This is a genomic window from Microcoleus sp. CAWBG640, from assembly GCF_020883015.1.
GTDB lineage: Bacteria > Cyanobacteriota > Cyanobacteriia > Cyanobacteriales > Microcoleaceae > Microcoleus > Microcoleus anatoxicus.
The window spans coordinates 2,947-19,652 of the sequence record NZ_JAHRFC010000082.1 but is presented as its reverse complement, the minus strand read 5'-3'; the positions used below and the strand labels follow the sequence as shown (position 1 = coordinate 19,652).

Here is a 16,706-nt window from a genome sequence, read left to right as displayed (position 1 = left end):
CAACCCCATCAACAAAATTGGTGAACCGACTACCGTCCTAATTGCCGCCCGCGTTTTTGCCGAAATCGGATTATTTGATTCGGGATTATCTCAGTATGTAGACTTAGATATGTGGTGGCGAATTATGGGAAATTATCACATCGGATTTGTCCCTCAAACACTCTCCTCACTGCGGATTCATCCCGAACAACAAACTTGGAAAAATTTCTCTGCGGGCGAAAATCATAAAGATGTAGTCAGATTTTACCAGAAACTCCTAACTAGCCCTGAATACGGTTTTTTGAATCCCAAAATCAAACAGACTATTCAACAAAAATTAGATGCCAAAACTCAGCGGAATTCCTCTGAATTATCCAAGCTAATTCAAGATTATCACAAATCGCCAAGTAATGAGTCTACTGTCGGAAAACTGCGAAAATACCGCCTACAAATGGCTAAATATTGGCTGAATTTACCAGCAGAACAATGTGAAAATGCTTACAGGGGAGACCTGGGGAAATCTCACCAATTGCTACTAGATAGTGGTATCAAACATGAAACCTTGACTGCGGAAGAACAAAGTTTTGTCCAGGAGTTATGTTCCACTTTGTCTCTAGGAGGAGAACTTATATATAGGCTGCAATATCTTCTAGCAGCTATGCTGTACCGCGAGGCTTATCAGTTGCCATTATCCTATCAAAATGCAGCGATTCCTCAGTGGTTTTTTGACGGTTTTTTGAAATTCCTGTTTCAGTCTCCTACTTATTTTCAAGAAGCTGGAGAGGTTGCAGGATATGCTCAGTATTTGCAGCGTTTAATAGAGTACGTGGCTGGGAATATTGCCAGTTTTCCGGCTACGGAAATTTGGCGTTATTTGGCGCAGTTTATTGCGGAAAATCTCAGCTTAAAAAGCTTGTATCTCAGCGAAGGTAATCTCCTTGATATTGGGAAGTTAAGAGATGATATTATTGAGTATTATTTAAGGAATATAGGGTCTAAAATAGATTTTATTTTTGAGCAGAGCGCCACGGAACGCAGCAAAATTAAATTGGGGATTTTGCTCGATCAAATTTGTGCGGAACCAGAGACTTTTGCCGCCATGGCAAGTTGTGAATATTTAGACAGAAACAAGTTTGAAATTATTGTGTATAATTTCTATCCTCTGCCACAGGATTCCTTGGGTAAATACTTTGAAAGTCGGGTTGACAAGGTAGTACACCTGTCAGCAGACTTGCTCAGTCAAGTAGAGGAAATGCGATCGCACAATTTAGACATTCTGCTCCTGGGGACCAATACCACCGACACCCCCAAACCTAGCACTTTGCTGTCCCTACACCGAATTGGACGACTACAGATAGCTGCTACTCTATCGATTCCGGTGACTACCAGGGCTCGCAATATCGATCGCTTCTTGACCGGAAATTTGACATCCACCCCAGATGCACCCCTAGAGTATCGGGAAAAATTAATCACTTTAGAAGGCTCAGGAGTTTGTTTCAGTTATCCTGTAACATCAGAAAAATCGACGGTTCAACCAACAAGAACCAGTTGGGGTGCAACGGAGCAATCTGTAATATTTATGTCCGGTGTCACAGCTTTTAAAATCATCCCAGAATTGAGAGCGACTTGGGCAAAAATAATTGCCTCTACACCGAATTCGATCTTAGTTTTATATCCCTTTCATTCGCGCCGGGAAAAATTTCCCATGATGCCTTTTTATCACCAAATGCGATCGCTATTTGCGGAATTTGGGATTGACAAACAGCGATTGGTGACGATCAAAGCGTTGCCGACGGCTGCCGATTACCAAGAATGTTTGAAATTAGCTGATATATATTTAGACTCCTATCCCGATAGCGACCCTGCATCCCTAGTAGCACCGCTGTTGGCGGGGTTGCCGGTGGTGGTGAGAGCCGGCCAAACCGGGCGCTCTCGACAATCCGCAGCAGTCATGCAAGAACTACAACTTCCTGAATTGGTAGCAAACAGCGAGAATGGTTATGTGGAGATTAGCAAAGCATTGGGAAGTAACCCAGAATTGCGCCGGCACTACCGGGATCGAGTCCAAAGCCAAATGGCTACCAACCCAAAATTGTTGGACAGTCGCGCTTACTCCTTTAAACTCGGAACACTGTTGGAAGAGATATTTTTCAAGGGGATTTAAATGTGAGATGGGGCGGGTTCCCGTACCTACCCACCAGCAGATTGATGTTTGTAGAATCCGCTCTCAGGCCTGTTTTGGAGAATGTTGCCAGATGTAGTTGTTAGGGAACCCCCCCGAAAACCAAGCGTCAGGAAACAAACAGGAAGAGCGTTAGCCCGCTAATGGTCTGCTATTATCGGGAAACTGAGGTAGCGTCAAATTCTGCCAAATATAGCCGACCCGCTACCTGGTGTCGATCGCTCGCGGTGAAAGCTGCCGTCAGCACCCGTTAACACGATCGAAAAGTAATAAGTTTACTCGGCTAGTCCTGGTAAATTCTATGGAATTATAACTGTTAGTGGTTTAGTGGTTGTCGCTCTTTTCCTACCACAGTTAGATTAAAAGGGGAAGCGCAAGTCAGTTGGAGACACAAAAATGACAGGACTTTTTCAAATCGGGGATAAATTACTGCAAGCTCAGGATATGCCATCGCTCCTGAAGCGCTATCAGTTGATGCCACAATTTTTGCGGGGCGTAATCATCGACCAAGCGATCGCATCCTTCAGTTGCAGCGACGAAGAACGCCAATCCGCCTTGGAGAACTTTCTGGTTCAGCACCAACTGACAGCCCCCGAAGCCAGAGAAGCTTGGCTTCGCAGCCAGCATATGACCCTAGAAGAACTTCAAGAAATGGTCACCAGACCCTTGCTGATCGAAAAATTCAAGCAAGAAACTTGGAGACCTAAAGTAGATAACTATTTTTTAACCCGCAAAGCCAGCCTAGACCATGTAGTCTATTCCCTGGTCCGCACTAAAAATCCAGCATTAGCCAACGAACTATACTTTCGCATCTCGGAAGGGGAACAAAGCTTTGCTGAAGTGGCCCAGCAATTTTCCGAAGGCCCAGAGTCCAAGTCCGGCGGCTTGTTAGGACCAGTACCCCTCAGTCAGCCGCACCCAGCAATCAGTAAACTTTTGTCAGTGAGCAAACCAAATCAACTTTGGATGCCACGTCCTCTGGCAGAATGGATGGTCATTATTCGACTAGAAAAATTCATGCCAGCTCAGCTAGACGAATCCATGCGACTGCACTTAATTAACGAACTATTTGAAACCTGGGTAGCCGAACAAATATCGAAAATAGGCCCGCTACAGCCCCTCTCTTCGGTGTCTTCAATCTCATGAAGATATAGCAATGAGGGGTCAGTTACCCCCCATTGAGCCGTTGGACTGTGGAGACTCGATCGACTAACTCCGCATCCTGACAACCATCAAACAGTAAAGGGTGCGACTCAATTTTTCAATCTAAAATCTAAAATCTAAAATCTAAAATCGGATGACTTCTTCCGCTGTTTCCCCATCTGAGATTCAGGATTTCCTGGCTCAAACTCCCCCTTTTGACCGACTCTCGGAGACGGCACTCAACGCTTTGGTGGCGAAATGCCAACTGTTAGGTTATCGGACTGGGCAGCCGTTGTTTGAACGGGAAAAAATGCCGACTCAGGTGGCAATTATCTATGATGGTCAGGCCCGACTCCTGGGCTTTGACCAGCGCTCTCAACGCCACGTCAGTTTACGATTGGTACAGCCCAAGGAAATTCTCGGCTGGGCGGGTTTGCTCAGGTGTGTTCCTTGCGAAACTGCGATCGCCTCTACAAATGTAATTGCGATCGTCATACAGGCAGAAGATTTTCTCAGCTTACTCGAAAAACAGCCGCAATTTGGAGAAGCCTTTCGCGAACATTGTTCCTTGAGCGAAGTATTTGAACTGTTAAGCCTAGAATTGCAGCGCCAGGCCGATTCCTCCTCTAACCTCAAGGACATCACTGTGCAAGCTTGGCAAGATGCGAAAGTGATCAACCTGCCCAATGGTAACAAAAAAACCCAAGAGCTCGCCAAAGAGTTAGAGGGCGATCGCATTTGGCTAGTCAGCAGCGGCGTCTTGGGCGACTTTCCCACCGGCAGTCGCTTACATCTTAACGGCGAAGCCAAATCCCTAAAAGTAGAAGGCCGCCTGGGCACTCGCTTGGTAGGCTTCCGGGAACCCCCACCACCAACACCAGAAGCAGATCCCCTAAACGATCCCGCAGAAATCGAACCAGGAGACTTGGAGAACCAGAGTCTCTTTGACAAAGTAACCATCGCCCCACCGCGTCCCCCAGAACCCTCATCGGGCCAAACCAAGGATGCTGCTAAATACCCAGTTTTCCGGGGCCGAGGGCAAATAGACGGGCCACTAGCTTGCTTCCAGATGTTAAGCAAGTATTTTGGCATGAAGTTTCGTCGAGATATCATCCGCAAAGTTCTCGACAATCAGTTAAAAACCGCTGGTTCCATCAGTATCCAAGCCTGCGGTGCGATCGCCCAAAGCATCGGCCTGACACCTCAAATGGCCCAAGTACCAGCAGAAGCCATCAACCGCATCAAAGCCCCGGTAATGATTAAATGGAAAGACAGCTTTGCCATTATTTACAGCATTACCGAGCAGGAATTAACCATCGCCAGCCCCGAAGAAGGGCTGATGCGAAAGCGCGTAGCTCAGTTTAGAGAAGTCTGGGGAGAATCAGGAGAAGTCCTGCTGCTACAAGCCCCGCAAGTTGAACAAAAAGAACAGTTCAGCTTCTGGTGGTTCGTGCCGGCGTTGATGGAACACAAGACAGTATTTATTGAGGTGTTGCTCGCCTCGTTTTTTGTACAACTATTCGGTCTTGCCAATCCCTTAATTAGCCAAGTAATTATTGATAAAGTATTAGGTCAGCGCAGCATTGATACCCTAGATATTTTAGGGGCATTTCTGTTAGGAGTTGCCTTGTTTGAAGGACTCCTCAATGCTTTGCGTACCTTTTTGTTCATAGACACTTCCAACCGCATAGATGTCAAATTAAGTGCCGAAGTCATCGACCACTTACTCCGGCTTCCCCAGAATTACTTTGACAATCGGCGCGTGGGAGATTTGGTCTACAAATTTAGCATGATGGGCCAGATTCGGGAATTCATGACCGGTACAGCCCTGACAGTAGTTCTCGATGCAGTATTTTCGGTGGTTTACGTCGCCGTGATGCTCTCCTACAGCGTTCAGTTAACGGCAGTATCTTTGGCCGTCGTACCAGTGCTTGCCCTGATGATCGTGCTGATCAATCCCCTGGTGCTGCGCCTGATTAAACAAAGAAATATGCGTTTTGCTGACTCTCAATCTTATTTAGTAGAAGTAGTCAGCGGGATTCAAACTGTTAAGGCGCAAAATATTGAATTGAAATCCCGCTGGGAGTGGTCTAGCCGCTATGCTAAATACATTACTGCCAGTTTTAAAACTATTATTACGGGGACTACAGCCGGTACAGTTAGTAGCTTCTTAAACCAAGTCGGTAACTTAGCTCAGTTGTGGGTGGGAGCTTATTTAGTATTGAAAAATGACATCACTTTGGGTCAGTTAATTGCTTTCCGAATTATTTCGGGGAACGTGACAGGTTCATTGCTCAGGTTTGTCAGCGTTTGGCAGAGTTTCCAAGAGGTCTCAATGTCGATCGATATGCTTAAGGATGTCGTCGATACGCCCACGGAAACCAGCGATGAAGACCGCAGTAACATCCCGATGCCCGCCATTCAAGGACAGGTAGCCTATGAGGAGGTTTCCTTCCGATTTCTGGAGAGCGGGTCGCTGCAATTGGCTAATGTGAATTTAGAATTTACGGCTGGTAGTTTTGTGGGAATTGTGGGGGGAAGCGGTTCCGGTAAGAGTACAGCGATGAAGCTGTTGCAGCGTCTTTATCCGCCACTTTCTGGTCGGATTTTTATTGACGGATATGACATTGCTAAGGTGGAATTGTATTCCCTCCGCAGCCAACTTGGGGTGGTGCTCCAAGATACTTTGTTGTTTAACTGTACGGTGCAGGAAAATATTGCTCTGAGCAATCCCGACGCGAGCACGGATGAGATTGTCCGAGCTGCGAAACTAGCAGTAGCCCACGATTTTATTATGGGCTTACCCGCTGGCTATAATACGGTAGTGGGAGAGCGGGGTTCTTCGCTTTCTGGGGGTCAAAGGCAACGTTTGGCGATCGCCCGGACAATCTTGCAAAACCCCAGACTGCTGATTTTGGACGAAGCTACCAGCGCCCTAGACTATCATTCCGAACGCCAAGTTTGTAATAACTTAGCAGAAGCTTTTAAGGGTCGCACGGTGTTTTTCATTACTCACCGTCTGACTACCATCCAAAATGCGGATGTGATTATTATGATGGATCAAGGTGCTGTAGTCGAGCAGGGAACTCATAAAGAATTAATGAGTCTTAAAGGGCGTTACTATTGCCTCTTCCAACAACAAGAGTCATCTAACACTTGATAACCAAAAAATTACCAAATAACTAATAACAAGTAAACCCATGGCAATGAAATCCATAATGCTCTCAGAGCAACCAGTCATTCTAGAAAAACCAGCGATTTGGTCCCGCTTGTTTTTGTGGATGATCATGTTGATGACCACTTCAGCAGTAGTTTGGGCCTATTTTGCTAGCGTCGAACAATCCGTACCCGCCGTCGGTCAATTGGAACTCAAAGATGGTGCCAGAGACATCCAAGCGCCTGCTACCGGGGCGGTGGTGAGAGTTCACGTCGAAAATGGCGATCGCGTAGAAAAAAACCAGCCTTTGCTTACTTTTAACCCCGTGGCATCCAGTGCCGATTTCACATCCCTGAAGAAAACCAAAGAAGCCCTGGAAAAGGAAAACAAATTTTACCAAGATGTGGTAAACGGCAGCATTCAAGGTCCGATTCCTTCTAACTTAGAATCAACCATCAAAGATAGGCAAAGCATCAGTGCACAAAATCAAGTGCTGCAAGCCTTAATTGACGAACTCTACCTGAACCGAGGAGCCAGCGGCAATTTTGATGCAGCTCAGCAAGGGCTTTATGTTAATTATCGATCGGAATTTCTGTCTCGTGCAGCCGCCGTCCAAGGACAAATTCAGGAGTTGCAAAAACAACTCAAACAAGCTGAAGATGCCGAAAAAGCAGCAGGGGATCAAATGACAGTCGCCCAGCAACAACTGGGTTTTGCCCAGAACCAATTAAACTATTCTCAGCAACAGTTAGATTCTGCCAAAGAGCAAGTAAAATCTGCCGAATCTCAGAAAATCTTAGCCGACGAACAGTTAGCCAAGTCCCAACAGGTGCTCAAGTCCAATCAAGGCATTTTGAGCAGACTAGGCCCACTGGTGGAAGCAGGAGCGATCGCTGAACTCCAAAAAGAAAAACAGGAGCAAGATGTTTTCCGAGGCCAAAGCGATGTCCTGAAACAACAAGATCAAATCAAGCAGCGCGAAGGTGAAATAAATGCCCGTAAAGGCGACATCAATACCCGCAGAGGTGAGATAAACACCCGCAGAGGTGAGATTAACGCCAGACAAGGTGACATCCAAAAAATCACTGCTGAAATCCAACGCCAGCGAGGAGAGCAAGAACGAATTCAAGAATCGATTAAGCGAGCAGAGGAACAGTTGAAAAACACCAAGGATTCCTGGGCAAAAGAACTGTATACTAAAATTTCCGAAAACCAGAAACAAATTGCCAGCAGCGATTCTCAACTGAGTCGCTACAAAGTAGAAAACCTGAAAAAGTTATCAGACATCAATTCTCAACTAGAAAAGGCACAGGAAAACCGTAACACTCAAGTTCTGAAGTCCCCAGTATCCGGCGTGATTTTTGATTTGAAACCTTCTACCAAGGAGAAATCTAAATTGGATCTGGCAAAAGATCCGATCTGTCAATCCATTATTAACTCAGTGTTGAAACCGGGGGAACCGCGCCCCAAACGCTGCGAAGAGGCTTATTATGAAGCGCAGCAAACTGAGAAATTGCTCAAAGTTTTGGATGACGAAAACGGTTTGCAAGCAACAGTTTATTTGGAAAATAGCAACGTAGCCCTGGTATTGGATGCTTTGAGACAGAAGCGGGCAAAATTGGAGCAGTATCACGGCAAACAATTGGATGGAGAAAAGATTGACTGCGAAAAAGGTAAAAGTTGCGCTTGTCCTGAGAAGGAAGTTAACAGAGATAAACTGGGTTTGACTAAATACCAATGCGTGCCTGTGGAAGTGAATGTAGAAGCTTTCCCGGCGATGGAATTTGGTACTGCTGAAGGTGAAGTGATAGATATTAGCAGCGATGCTGTGGCTCCCACAGAACTGCGGAAATACTACGCTTTTAAAACCACAATTAAGCTCAACAATCAAAAGTTTGTGTTGAACAAGGACAAACCGAATCAAGTGGAGGTTAATTTGCAGTCGGGAATGGCAGTCAGTTCTAATATCAATATTGGTAAGCGGACTGTTTTACAGATGTTTATCAACCGATTTACTGGCAAATTGGATACCTTCAAGACTGTTAAGTAGCCACTAGAATTCAGCGATTGCAGGGCTTTTATAAAACCGATAGTCCGGCAGGGGTTTTAACCCCTGCCTCAAAGCAAAAGTCCTCTCAAGAGGACTCATATCAATTCCGGTTGTATCGGAATGATTTAACCGCGAAGGCGCGTTCGGCGAAGCCGTTCCCGTAGGGTAGGACGCGAAGGAAGAGAAGAGAGAGTTTAATAATTCCAATGAAGAGAGGATTTGATATCAGAAGAAGAATTTTCAACCATTAGTCATCTTTGAGAGGACTGTCACTATTAGACAGGGAATTCATATCCCGCTATATTAAATGGATTGCTGATATTTTTCCAACAATTCCGGGATGTAATCATAGCCATCAACTCCGATCGCCGGAATGATACTTCCTCGACTCTTAGCCAAAGACTCTTTAAAAGCCTCAGCCCCCATTTGTCCCCGCAAAATAGTCAGTAAACCAGCCGATTGACGCCACTCCATCGCCCCAATTTGCTCTAAAATATACATCCCCAAACTGCCAGCAAATATAGCTTTTTCCAGCTCATTGATACTGTAATAAGCTTGAGCTAAATAAGCCAAATTCAGACCTTGCAAATACAAGTCGCCGGAGAATTGGGCCGCTCGCCAACCTTTGAGCAAATATTCGATCGCACTTTCAGAATTTTCCAGCGCAATTTTAGCAATCCCCAGACTGCTGGAACAAAAAGCTTGACTTTGCATATCTCCCAACCTTTCCGACAGCAACAAGCCTTGTTCCAAATAGCCGATCGCACTTTCATACACTTCTGGTTCCACATCCTCCAACTGCCGCGCCTGAAACACCTCGCTATAACCCAAATTAGCCAGCGCATTTGCCTCACCTTGCCGCTCACCCGCTTGTCGTGCCATAATTAAAGCCCGCTGACTGTAATTAATTGCTTCCTGATAGTTTTTCTGAGAAACATAGTTACGGCTGATGTGATTGAGATTAGCAACTTCGCAGGCTTTATCATCTTCCAGACGGGCAATTTCCAGCGCTTCTTTGTGCAGTAAGATCGATCGCTCATAGGCTCCCACAGCCCGCATCGAATAACCCAAAAGCGTCAGAATTCGAGCCTTAGCTTGAGTACCTTCTACCCGTCGCAGCGGTTCATCTAAATACTCCAAAGTGTGGCGCAGAGATTTGCCATCAAAGGAGGCAAAAATCCCACCGTACAGCGGAAAGTATTCTCGTTGAGAAAAAGCCCGCAAAATTTGCAGGGTTACTTGAAAACAAGCATTTGCCAACTGTTCGCCACTTTTGGTAGAATTATTAAATCCACTGGCTAACTGACTCCAAATTACCGCAAAAGTAATATAAGTAGAAATTGAAGCTTTGGTTGACACTTTAGAATCGTAAACTTGCTTGTCAAACCATGTCGCCAAGGCCCGCTGCAAGCACTGCAAAATAATCGCCAATTCCACCAAAGCGCCTAACTCTAAACTCGATTGTTTGGCTGCTAACTCAACTATCGATTCACCCATCGCAATTGTCTGCAAAAGAGCGTGAGGAAACGGACTTTTCACCTTTTTTGCCCAAAAAGCCCAAGGTCCGCTTTGTTCGGGACTACCGGCAAATCCTAGCTGCTGTGGCTGATAAATCCAGCCTACAAGTTCCGGTTCCAGCCGTTGCCAAGATTCTAAACCTTTAGCAATCCCAGCGGTGATTTGCTGCAAGTCCCGCTCGGTTTCGGGATTGGAAGTTTGCAGCATTTGTTGGTGCAAGGATTTTGCTAATTGCTGCAATTGATCGAGAGTCAGGGGCAGTTCTTTGTTGGGGTCAATTATTTGTAATAATGCTAGAAGACGGGCGTTAGATTCGGCGGTGAGGATTTGTTGGATGGCCGAGGCGATCGCACTGGAAACTCGGTTATCCTTTTGCCAGCGTTCCCATTCTCCTTGGATGGTTTTTAGCGCTCTGAGGGTGCGATTTGCTTTGGCTTGTTTGATTTCGTCTTTTTCATTTTTGAGCAGGTTTTCGGTGGCATCTAGGCGTTCTCCGAAACAGCGTTCAAAAATTTCGCCAGTGCCGGTGCCGATGTCTTGGACGAGCATTTGATATACTTGTTCTTTGGAGCGAATTTGACCCTTGAGGGTGATTTCGACAATTTTGTCGATGAGGGCTAAGTAGCGATCGCGCAATGAGGTAGATTCTGGCATAAGTAGTGTTTTGTTAATAATTTTTTATGGACAGTGCTAGCAGCATTTAACGCTACTATTTCATCTTACAGTTTAAAAAAATGTTTGTAGTGAGGACTTTAGTCACCAGCAGTTAAAGACTCCAGTCCTCATTACCAACTAATTTTATTTTTGGATGAAAGAGAAAGTCCTATTATTTCATTTTACAGCTCATCGGGATTAATGCCCATTGCTCGGAGGCGATCGGCTAAACGATTTGCCCGCTCTCTTTCTGAATCAGCTTGCTGTTTTTCAAATTCAGCACGTTGCCTTTCTAATTCAGCTTGCTGTTTTTCAAATTCAGCACGTTGCCTTTCTAATTCAGCTTGCTGTTTTTCAAATTCAGCACGTTGCCTTTCTGATTCAGCTTGCTGTCTTTCAATTTCTGCTTGCTGTCTTTCAAACTCGGCTCGTTGGCTTTCCAATTGAGCTCGTTGTCTCTCAAATTCTTCAGGATTCAGAATCAAATTCCCATCAATATCATACCAGCGCAGCCACAACCTTTCATTTTGCAGGAAAGCACCTTGCCACAAACCCAAACTTAACTGTATTTCCGGTATCCAAAATCGAGAACCAGTTAACACTTGTTCGCGGTAACGGTTGCCAATTAAGCGAAATACTCTCAATTGATTGTTGTATTTGCTAAACACAAAGTAATAAGGAATCCGCAAAATTCTCTCGTAAACCTGCCACTTAGTCGGAGGTTTGTTTGGTTCTGATTCTGTCAGCCCCAAATCTTCATCTTCCGTACTTGGTGACAGAAATTCGATCGCAATTAAAGGATTGACTGTTTCATCCCAAATCACGTAACTTTGGCGCAAGTCTCTGTCTTGGTAAAATCTGGAAACGCCCACAACTAAGTACCAATCGGGTCTTTTGTACCAATTGGGATGGTTGGAGTCATAGTATAGATTGAGATCGCTGGCCGAAAATACGCGATCGGCTGGATAATTAGGGGGGATGCAGCTAGCGGACAAAAGTTGTGCTTGCCACTGATGATATTCGTCAGGCAAACCTGGTTCCTCCGCGTCTTCACTGGGTAGATCGTACATCGTCGGCAATGCTTTTGCTTGGGAAGATTGCGAATCTGGTATGTACATTGTTATACAATTATCCCTGCGAGATGTGATATCAATTCCGGTTGCACCGGAATGATTGTTGACTGTTGACTCGATTTTACGCCCGACGATGCTAATACAAATTTTTTATGAGGCTGCATAGACTCAGATCCCCCCTAACCCCCCTTAATAAGGGGGGGACAAGATTCTGCTCAAAGTCCCCCTTCTTAAGGGGGATTTAGGGGGATCGAGATATCTGCAACTTCCCATTAAATTGGTATAACGGATTTGATGTTAAGGAGATACGGGCACTGCGGTAATTGTTACATTATAGCGCGATGTGATTTCTTGCGGCAGAAAATCGGTATCTTTTGCACCTGGAATCTTGGCTAAATAACAATCACGAACTGCAAACATAAAACCTTTAATTGCCTCTGGCGCATTCTGAAAGTCGGCATCTATTAGAAAATCGCGCCACTTACTTTCATTGTCCTCATAAGTCTCTACTAAATGCAGGCCTGCTAAATACTCGGCTACGGGGTCAAGTACAAAGCGGATATTCTCTTGGCTGGGAAGATTCGTTTGCAAGAGGTGGAGTTTGTCTTCGAGATAGTTGAGGCGTTGCTCTGCATTTTGTGAATTTAAGACAGATTCGGTAGTGCTTCGTCATGGGCCAGAATCCTTGTATTTGATGAGCCGTCTCAGCCATTTGAATAATTGTATCTACATTCTCATCAAATTGGTTTCCAGAGTCCGGGCGCTCTAAATACGAATTTAATGGGTCGTTGCACATATTTCGATCCCCCTAAATCCCCCTTAAGAAGGGGGACTTTGATCGGAATCTTGTCCCCCCCTTATTAAGGGGGGCTAGGGGGGATCGGATTCTATGCAGCTTCATAAAAAATTGGTATAACTCTTGCTGGGAATTTGAATATATGAATCCGGCATTTCATGCTGCTGGTGAATAGCAAATAAACGGCGCTCAATTTCTTTAAGAACCGCTGCATCATAATAAATCATGCCACAATCCAGACAAATTTCAACAGGCGTATTAGGAACTAGCAAGTATTTACCTTGATAACTATAAAGGTAATTGACTCTACGTTCCTCATAGCGGTTACTACCGCAGGTATTGCATTGAATTTCTCGCATGGGTTTATATTTTCATTTGCCCGCTTCCACCAACAGAGGTTCGACGCGCTCGTGACTAATCAGCCGATGAGCATAAACTAGACAAGCCTGAATATCTTCTCTTTCTAGCCACGGATAGCCTTCTATAATCGTTTCAGGAGTGTCGCCAGCCGCTAACATTCCTAGAATGCGCTCAACTGCCAGACGGCGGCCCCGAATAATCGGTTTTCCGTTAAATATTTGGGAATTTACTGTGATTCGTTCTAAGAGTTTTTGAGCATCCATAATTTGAGGCATAATTAGATATCTTATATTCTATCATTTGTTTATGAGTTCCGAAACCTTGACCCTCTCAAAAACCAATCCGGTTTTAGCCGCCCAAGGATTAACTCGTCGCTTTGGCGGTTTAATTGCTGTGAATAATGTATCTTTTACAGTTGAAAAAGACGAGATATTTGGACTAATTGGCCCTAACGGCGCGGGCAAGACTACTCTATTTAATGTAATGACTGGATTGATACCTGCTTCGAGTGGCAATCTGATTTATCAAAATGAAAATATTTCCCAATTGAAGCCTTATCAAATTGCGAATAAAGGTATTGCCAGAACTTTTCAAAATATCCGTTTGTTTGGGGAACTTTCTGTTAGTGAAAACGTGGCGATCGCACGACACATCCACAGCCGATCGCACAATCCGGTTTTATCACTGCTAGCGGGCATATTTGCGTTGCCAGCAGCGAACGCAATGGAGCGCGAAACCCACGCAAAAGCGTTGGAATTGTTGGAATTGGTCGGATTGGGCGATCGGGCTGACGAACAGGCTAAAAACTTGTGTTATGGCGACCAAAGACGTTTAGAAATTGCCCGTGCTTTAGCCCTAGAACCCCAAATATTGTTATTAGATGAACCAGCGGCGGGCATGAATCCGAATGAAAAGCACAAATTAAGCGAATTTATCCGCGAAGTGCGCCAAAAGTTCAATTTAACTGTAATATTGATCGAGCATCATGTACCGCTGGTGATGGGATTGTGCGATCGCATTGCCGTGCTGCATTTCGGTCAGCTTATTGCCTTGGGAGAACCTGCTATTGTCAGGAATGACCCTGCTGTAATTGAAGCTTATTTGGGAGATGAAAAATAGATAAACAGTTTCACTGGTTCCCAGGCTCTGCCTGGGAACCGATATCTAGAGGCTCTGCCTCGTTTGGTAACAGGCGAAATCGAGGCAGAGCCTCTGGATCTGCGTTACCAGGCAGAGCCTGGGAACGAGTAAGATTATCAACATATCAAGTTACAAAAAATGCACGAAACCCCACCTAAAACCACTCAAAATATCCTCTTAGAACTCAAAAACCTTTCTGTAAATTATGGCGGAATTCAAGCCCTGCAAAATATTAATCTCACAATTAATGCAGGCGAAGTTGTCAGCCTCATCGGTGCCAATGGTGCGGGGAAAAGTACCACACTCAGGGCTATTTCCAAAATAGTTAATTTGCACCAAGGGCAAATTATCTATAACGGGCGCGATATTACCCGCCGCCAAGCCCACGAAGTTGTCAAACTTGGAATTGCCCACAGCCCAGAAGGGAGGCGGGTTTTGGCGCAGCAAACGGTGTTGACAAACTTAGAATTAGGGGCCTATGTGCGATCGGACTCTGCGGCCATAAAAGCTGATTTAGACTACCAATTTAAACTCTTTCCCAGGTTAGCAGAACGCCGCAATCAATTATCGGGAACCCTCAGCGGTGGGGAACAGCAAATGTTGGCGATCGCCCGCGCGTTGATGTCGCGCCCAAAACTGCTACTATTAGACGAACCCAGTTTGGGTTTAGCCCCCGCCATAGTCAAAGAAATCTTTGGGATTATTCAACATTTGCGCTCCACAGGCGTTACAATTCTCTTGGTCGAACAAAACGCCAGTTTAGCATTGCAAATTGCCGATCGAGGTTATGTACTAGAAGCTGGTAACATTACTCTCACAGGCCTGGCATCAGATTTGCTAAATGACGATCGAGTTAGGAGGGCATACTTAGGTTGACTTGGTTAATTTTAGGAATCTTTACCGCTTTCTTTGAAGCCGTCAAAGACGTTTTTGGCAAACAAAATCTCAAAAAAAGTGACGAATATGTCGTCGCTTGGTCCCTCTCATTCTTTTCAGTCATCTCTTTGACTCCCTGGGTAATTTATACAGGAATTCCGGCATTAAACTCTCAATTTTGGGTCGCCCTATTAATCGGAGGTAGCATCAATGCTGTCACAGCCCTACTCTACATCAAAGCCATCAAAGTATCAGATTTATCCCTGACAGTACCCCTGGTAGCTTTGACACCGCTATTCATGTTGCTAACTTCACCCTTAATTGTTGGTGAATATCCCAAACTTTTTGATTATATTGGCATTTTTCTAATCGTATCAGGCTCTTACTTACTCAATATCAAAGATAAATCCCAGGGATATTTAGCCCCCTTCAAAGCACTGGTGAAAGAACCAGGGCCGAAATTGATGTTAATGGTGGCATTCCTGTGGAGTATTACTTCAAATTTTGACAAAATAGGAGTTCAAAATTCATCCCCAATTTTTTGGATATTTTCTATATTTGGTACAATGAGTATCTTGCTACTCCCAATTTTATTGCACAAAACCCCAAATCCCAGCCGCAAAATCCTCAAACAATTACCAATGCTAGCAGCTATGGGATTTTTCAATGCTATTGGAGTGCTTTGTCAAATGCAAGCTTTGACATTAACTTTAGTAGTACAAGTGATAGCAATTAAACGTACTAGCGTCTTAATGGGTGTATTGTTCGGTCACTTTATTTTCAAGGAAAAAGACATACAACAAAGATTACTAGGCGCAGCCATCATGGTTTTGGGAGTTTTCGTTATCAGTTTATAGATAGAAACCTCAGAAACAGAAAATCATCCATCTCTCTCTTCCTCTGCGTACTCTGCGCCCTCTGTGGTTCAATTATTCTAATCCAACCGGATTTAAAATAAGTCATGTTATACTAAGAGCGATCGCACAAGATATATTTATCCAAATTAACTTAAAATTAAATGCACAAACTAGCAGCAACACCAGGAGGCTGGAACCCCCAAGCCGAAGGAGTAATCTTTATTCAACAAACCCCCGCACCAATCGTATTTATTAGTGCGGCTGATACAGATATTCAAACCCTCGCAGCCGCTGCATCAAAACTACCAGCAGAATTCCCCAAACTGCGCGCGGTGAATCTCCTGCAATTGCAGCAACAACTAACCATTGACACCTATGCCGAAGAAATTTTACAACACGCCCAGGTAATTATTTTAAGGTTGTTAGGAGGGCGTTCCTATTGGTCTTATGGCTTGGAAATACTGCGCGAAACAGTGGAAAAAACCCAAGCTAAACTGATTATAATGCCCGGTGAGGACAGTCCAGACCCCGATTTAATCAGTCATTCAAATGTATCGCTGTCAGCAGTCAATCAACTATGGCGCTACTTCACAGAAGGTGGAGTCCAAAACTTTGTTAATGCCCTAAAGTTTGCGGCAGATACTTGTTTGAAAACTGCTTACAATCCGCCTTTACCTCAAACCGTTTCCCGCGTTGGAATTTATGATTGGGGAGGGAATGCGAGGGCTGGTTTTGAAACTTTTCAACCTGATTCCGATCCCCCTAAATCCCCCTTAACAAGGGGGACTTTGATTCCTGATTCCGATCCCCCTAAATCCCCCTTAACAAGGGGGACTTTGATTCCTGATTCCGATCCCCCTAAATCCCCCTTAACAAGGGGGACTTTGATTCCTGATTCCGATCCCCCTAAATCCCCCTTAA

The 16,706-nt window shown here is 44.8% G+C and carries 11 protein-coding genes and 2 pseudogenes; 8 read left to right on the top strand and 5 right to left on the bottom strand.

Features of this window, described 5'->3' with window-relative positions; genetic code table 11:
- The 4 genes and pseudogenes from AAFP11_RS25165 to AAFP11_RS25150 form a co-directional block, all read left to right on the top strand.
- Positions 1–2,143 (top strand): annotated as a pseudogene (locus AAFP11_RS25165) (glycosyl transferase family 2); the annotation flags it as partial.
- Positions 2,144–2,557: 414 nt separating this feature from the next.
- The gene (locus AAFP11_RS25160) at positions 2,558–3,307 is read left to right on the top strand and encodes a peptidylprolyl isomerase (RefSeq protein WP_341739486.1); all 750 of its coding nucleotides are present in this window, start codon (positions 2,558–2,560) and stop codon (positions 3,305–3,307) included.
- 151 nt (positions 3,308–3,458) lie between these two features.
- Positions 3,459–6,464, top strand: coding sequence for a peptidase domain-containing ABC transporter (locus AAFP11_RS25155; protein WP_341739485.1), 3,006 nt, complete (start codon positions 3,459–3,461; stop codon positions 6,462–6,464).
- Between the two features lie 46 nt (positions 6,465–6,510).
- The gene (locus AAFP11_RS25150; protein WP_341739484.1) at positions 6,511–8,511 is read left to right on the top strand and encodes a chromosome partitioning protein ParA; all 2,001 of its coding nucleotides are present in this window, start codon (positions 6,511–6,513) and stop codon (positions 8,509–8,511) included.
- Between the two features lie 303 nt (positions 8,512–8,814).
- Here AAFP11_RS25150 and AAFP11_RS25145 read toward each other — a convergent pair whose 3' ends face one another.
- The 5 genes from AAFP11_RS25145 to AAFP11_RS25125 form a co-directional block, all read right to left on the bottom strand.
- Positions 8,815–10,683, bottom strand: coding sequence for a hypothetical protein (locus tag AAFP11_RS25145; protein WP_341739483.1), 1,869 nt, complete (start codon positions 10,681–10,683; stop codon positions 8,815–8,817).
- A gap of 182 nt (positions 10,684–10,865) precedes the next feature.
- Positions 10,866–11,801 (bottom strand): Uma2 family endonuclease, encoded by a 936-nt coding sequence (locus AAFP11_RS25140; RefSeq protein WP_341739482.1) that lies wholly within the window; start codon positions 11,799–11,801, stop codon positions 10,866–10,868.
- A 252-nt stretch (positions 11,802–12,053) separates the two neighbouring features.
- Entirely contained in the window at positions 12,054–12,347 is a 294-nt protein-coding gene (locus tag AAFP11_RS25135; RefSeq protein WP_341739481.1) for a hypothetical protein, read from the bottom strand.
- A 306-nt stretch (positions 12,348–12,653) separates the two neighbouring features.
- On the bottom strand, positions 12,654–12,911 hold the full coding sequence (locus tag AAFP11_RS25130) for a type II toxin-antitoxin system MqsA family antitoxin (protein ID WP_341739480.1): 258 nt from the start codon (positions 12,909–12,911) through the stop codon (positions 12,654–12,656).
- A gap of 12 nt (positions 12,912–12,923) precedes the next feature.
- The gene (locus tag AAFP11_RS25125) at positions 12,924–13,187 is read right to left on the bottom strand and encodes a DUF433 domain-containing protein (protein WP_341739479.1); all 264 of its coding nucleotides are present in this window, start codon (positions 13,185–13,187) and stop codon (positions 12,924–12,926) included.
- Positions 13,188–13,218: 31 nt separating this feature from the next.
- Here AAFP11_RS25125 and AAFP11_RS25120 point away from each other — a divergent pair, with 31 nt between their 5' ends.
- The 4 genes and pseudogenes from AAFP11_RS25120 to AAFP11_RS25105 all read left to right on the top strand — a co-directional run.
- Positions 13,219–14,031 (top strand): ABC transporter ATP-binding protein, encoded by an 813-nt coding sequence (locus tag AAFP11_RS25120; RefSeq protein ID WP_341739478.1) that lies wholly within the window; start codon positions 13,219–13,221, stop codon positions 14,029–14,031.
- Positions 14,032–14,190: 159 nt separating this feature from the next.
- Positions 14,191–14,928 (top strand): ABC transporter ATP-binding protein, encoded by a 738-nt coding sequence (locus tag AAFP11_RS25115; RefSeq protein WP_341739477.1) that lies wholly within the window; start codon positions 14,191–14,193, stop codon positions 14,926–14,928.
- Positions 14,925–15,785: an EamA family transporter gene (locus tag AAFP11_RS25110; protein ID WP_341739476.1), complete on the top strand. Its 861-nt coding sequence runs from the start codon at positions 14,925–14,927 to the stop codon at positions 15,783–15,785. Before AAFP11_RS25115 ends, AAFP11_RS25110 begins: the two co-directional genes overlap by 4 nt.
- A 161-nt stretch (positions 15,786–15,946) precedes the next feature.
- A pseudogene (locus AAFP11_RS25105) lies at positions 15,947–16,706 on the top strand (hypothetical protein); the annotation flags it as partial.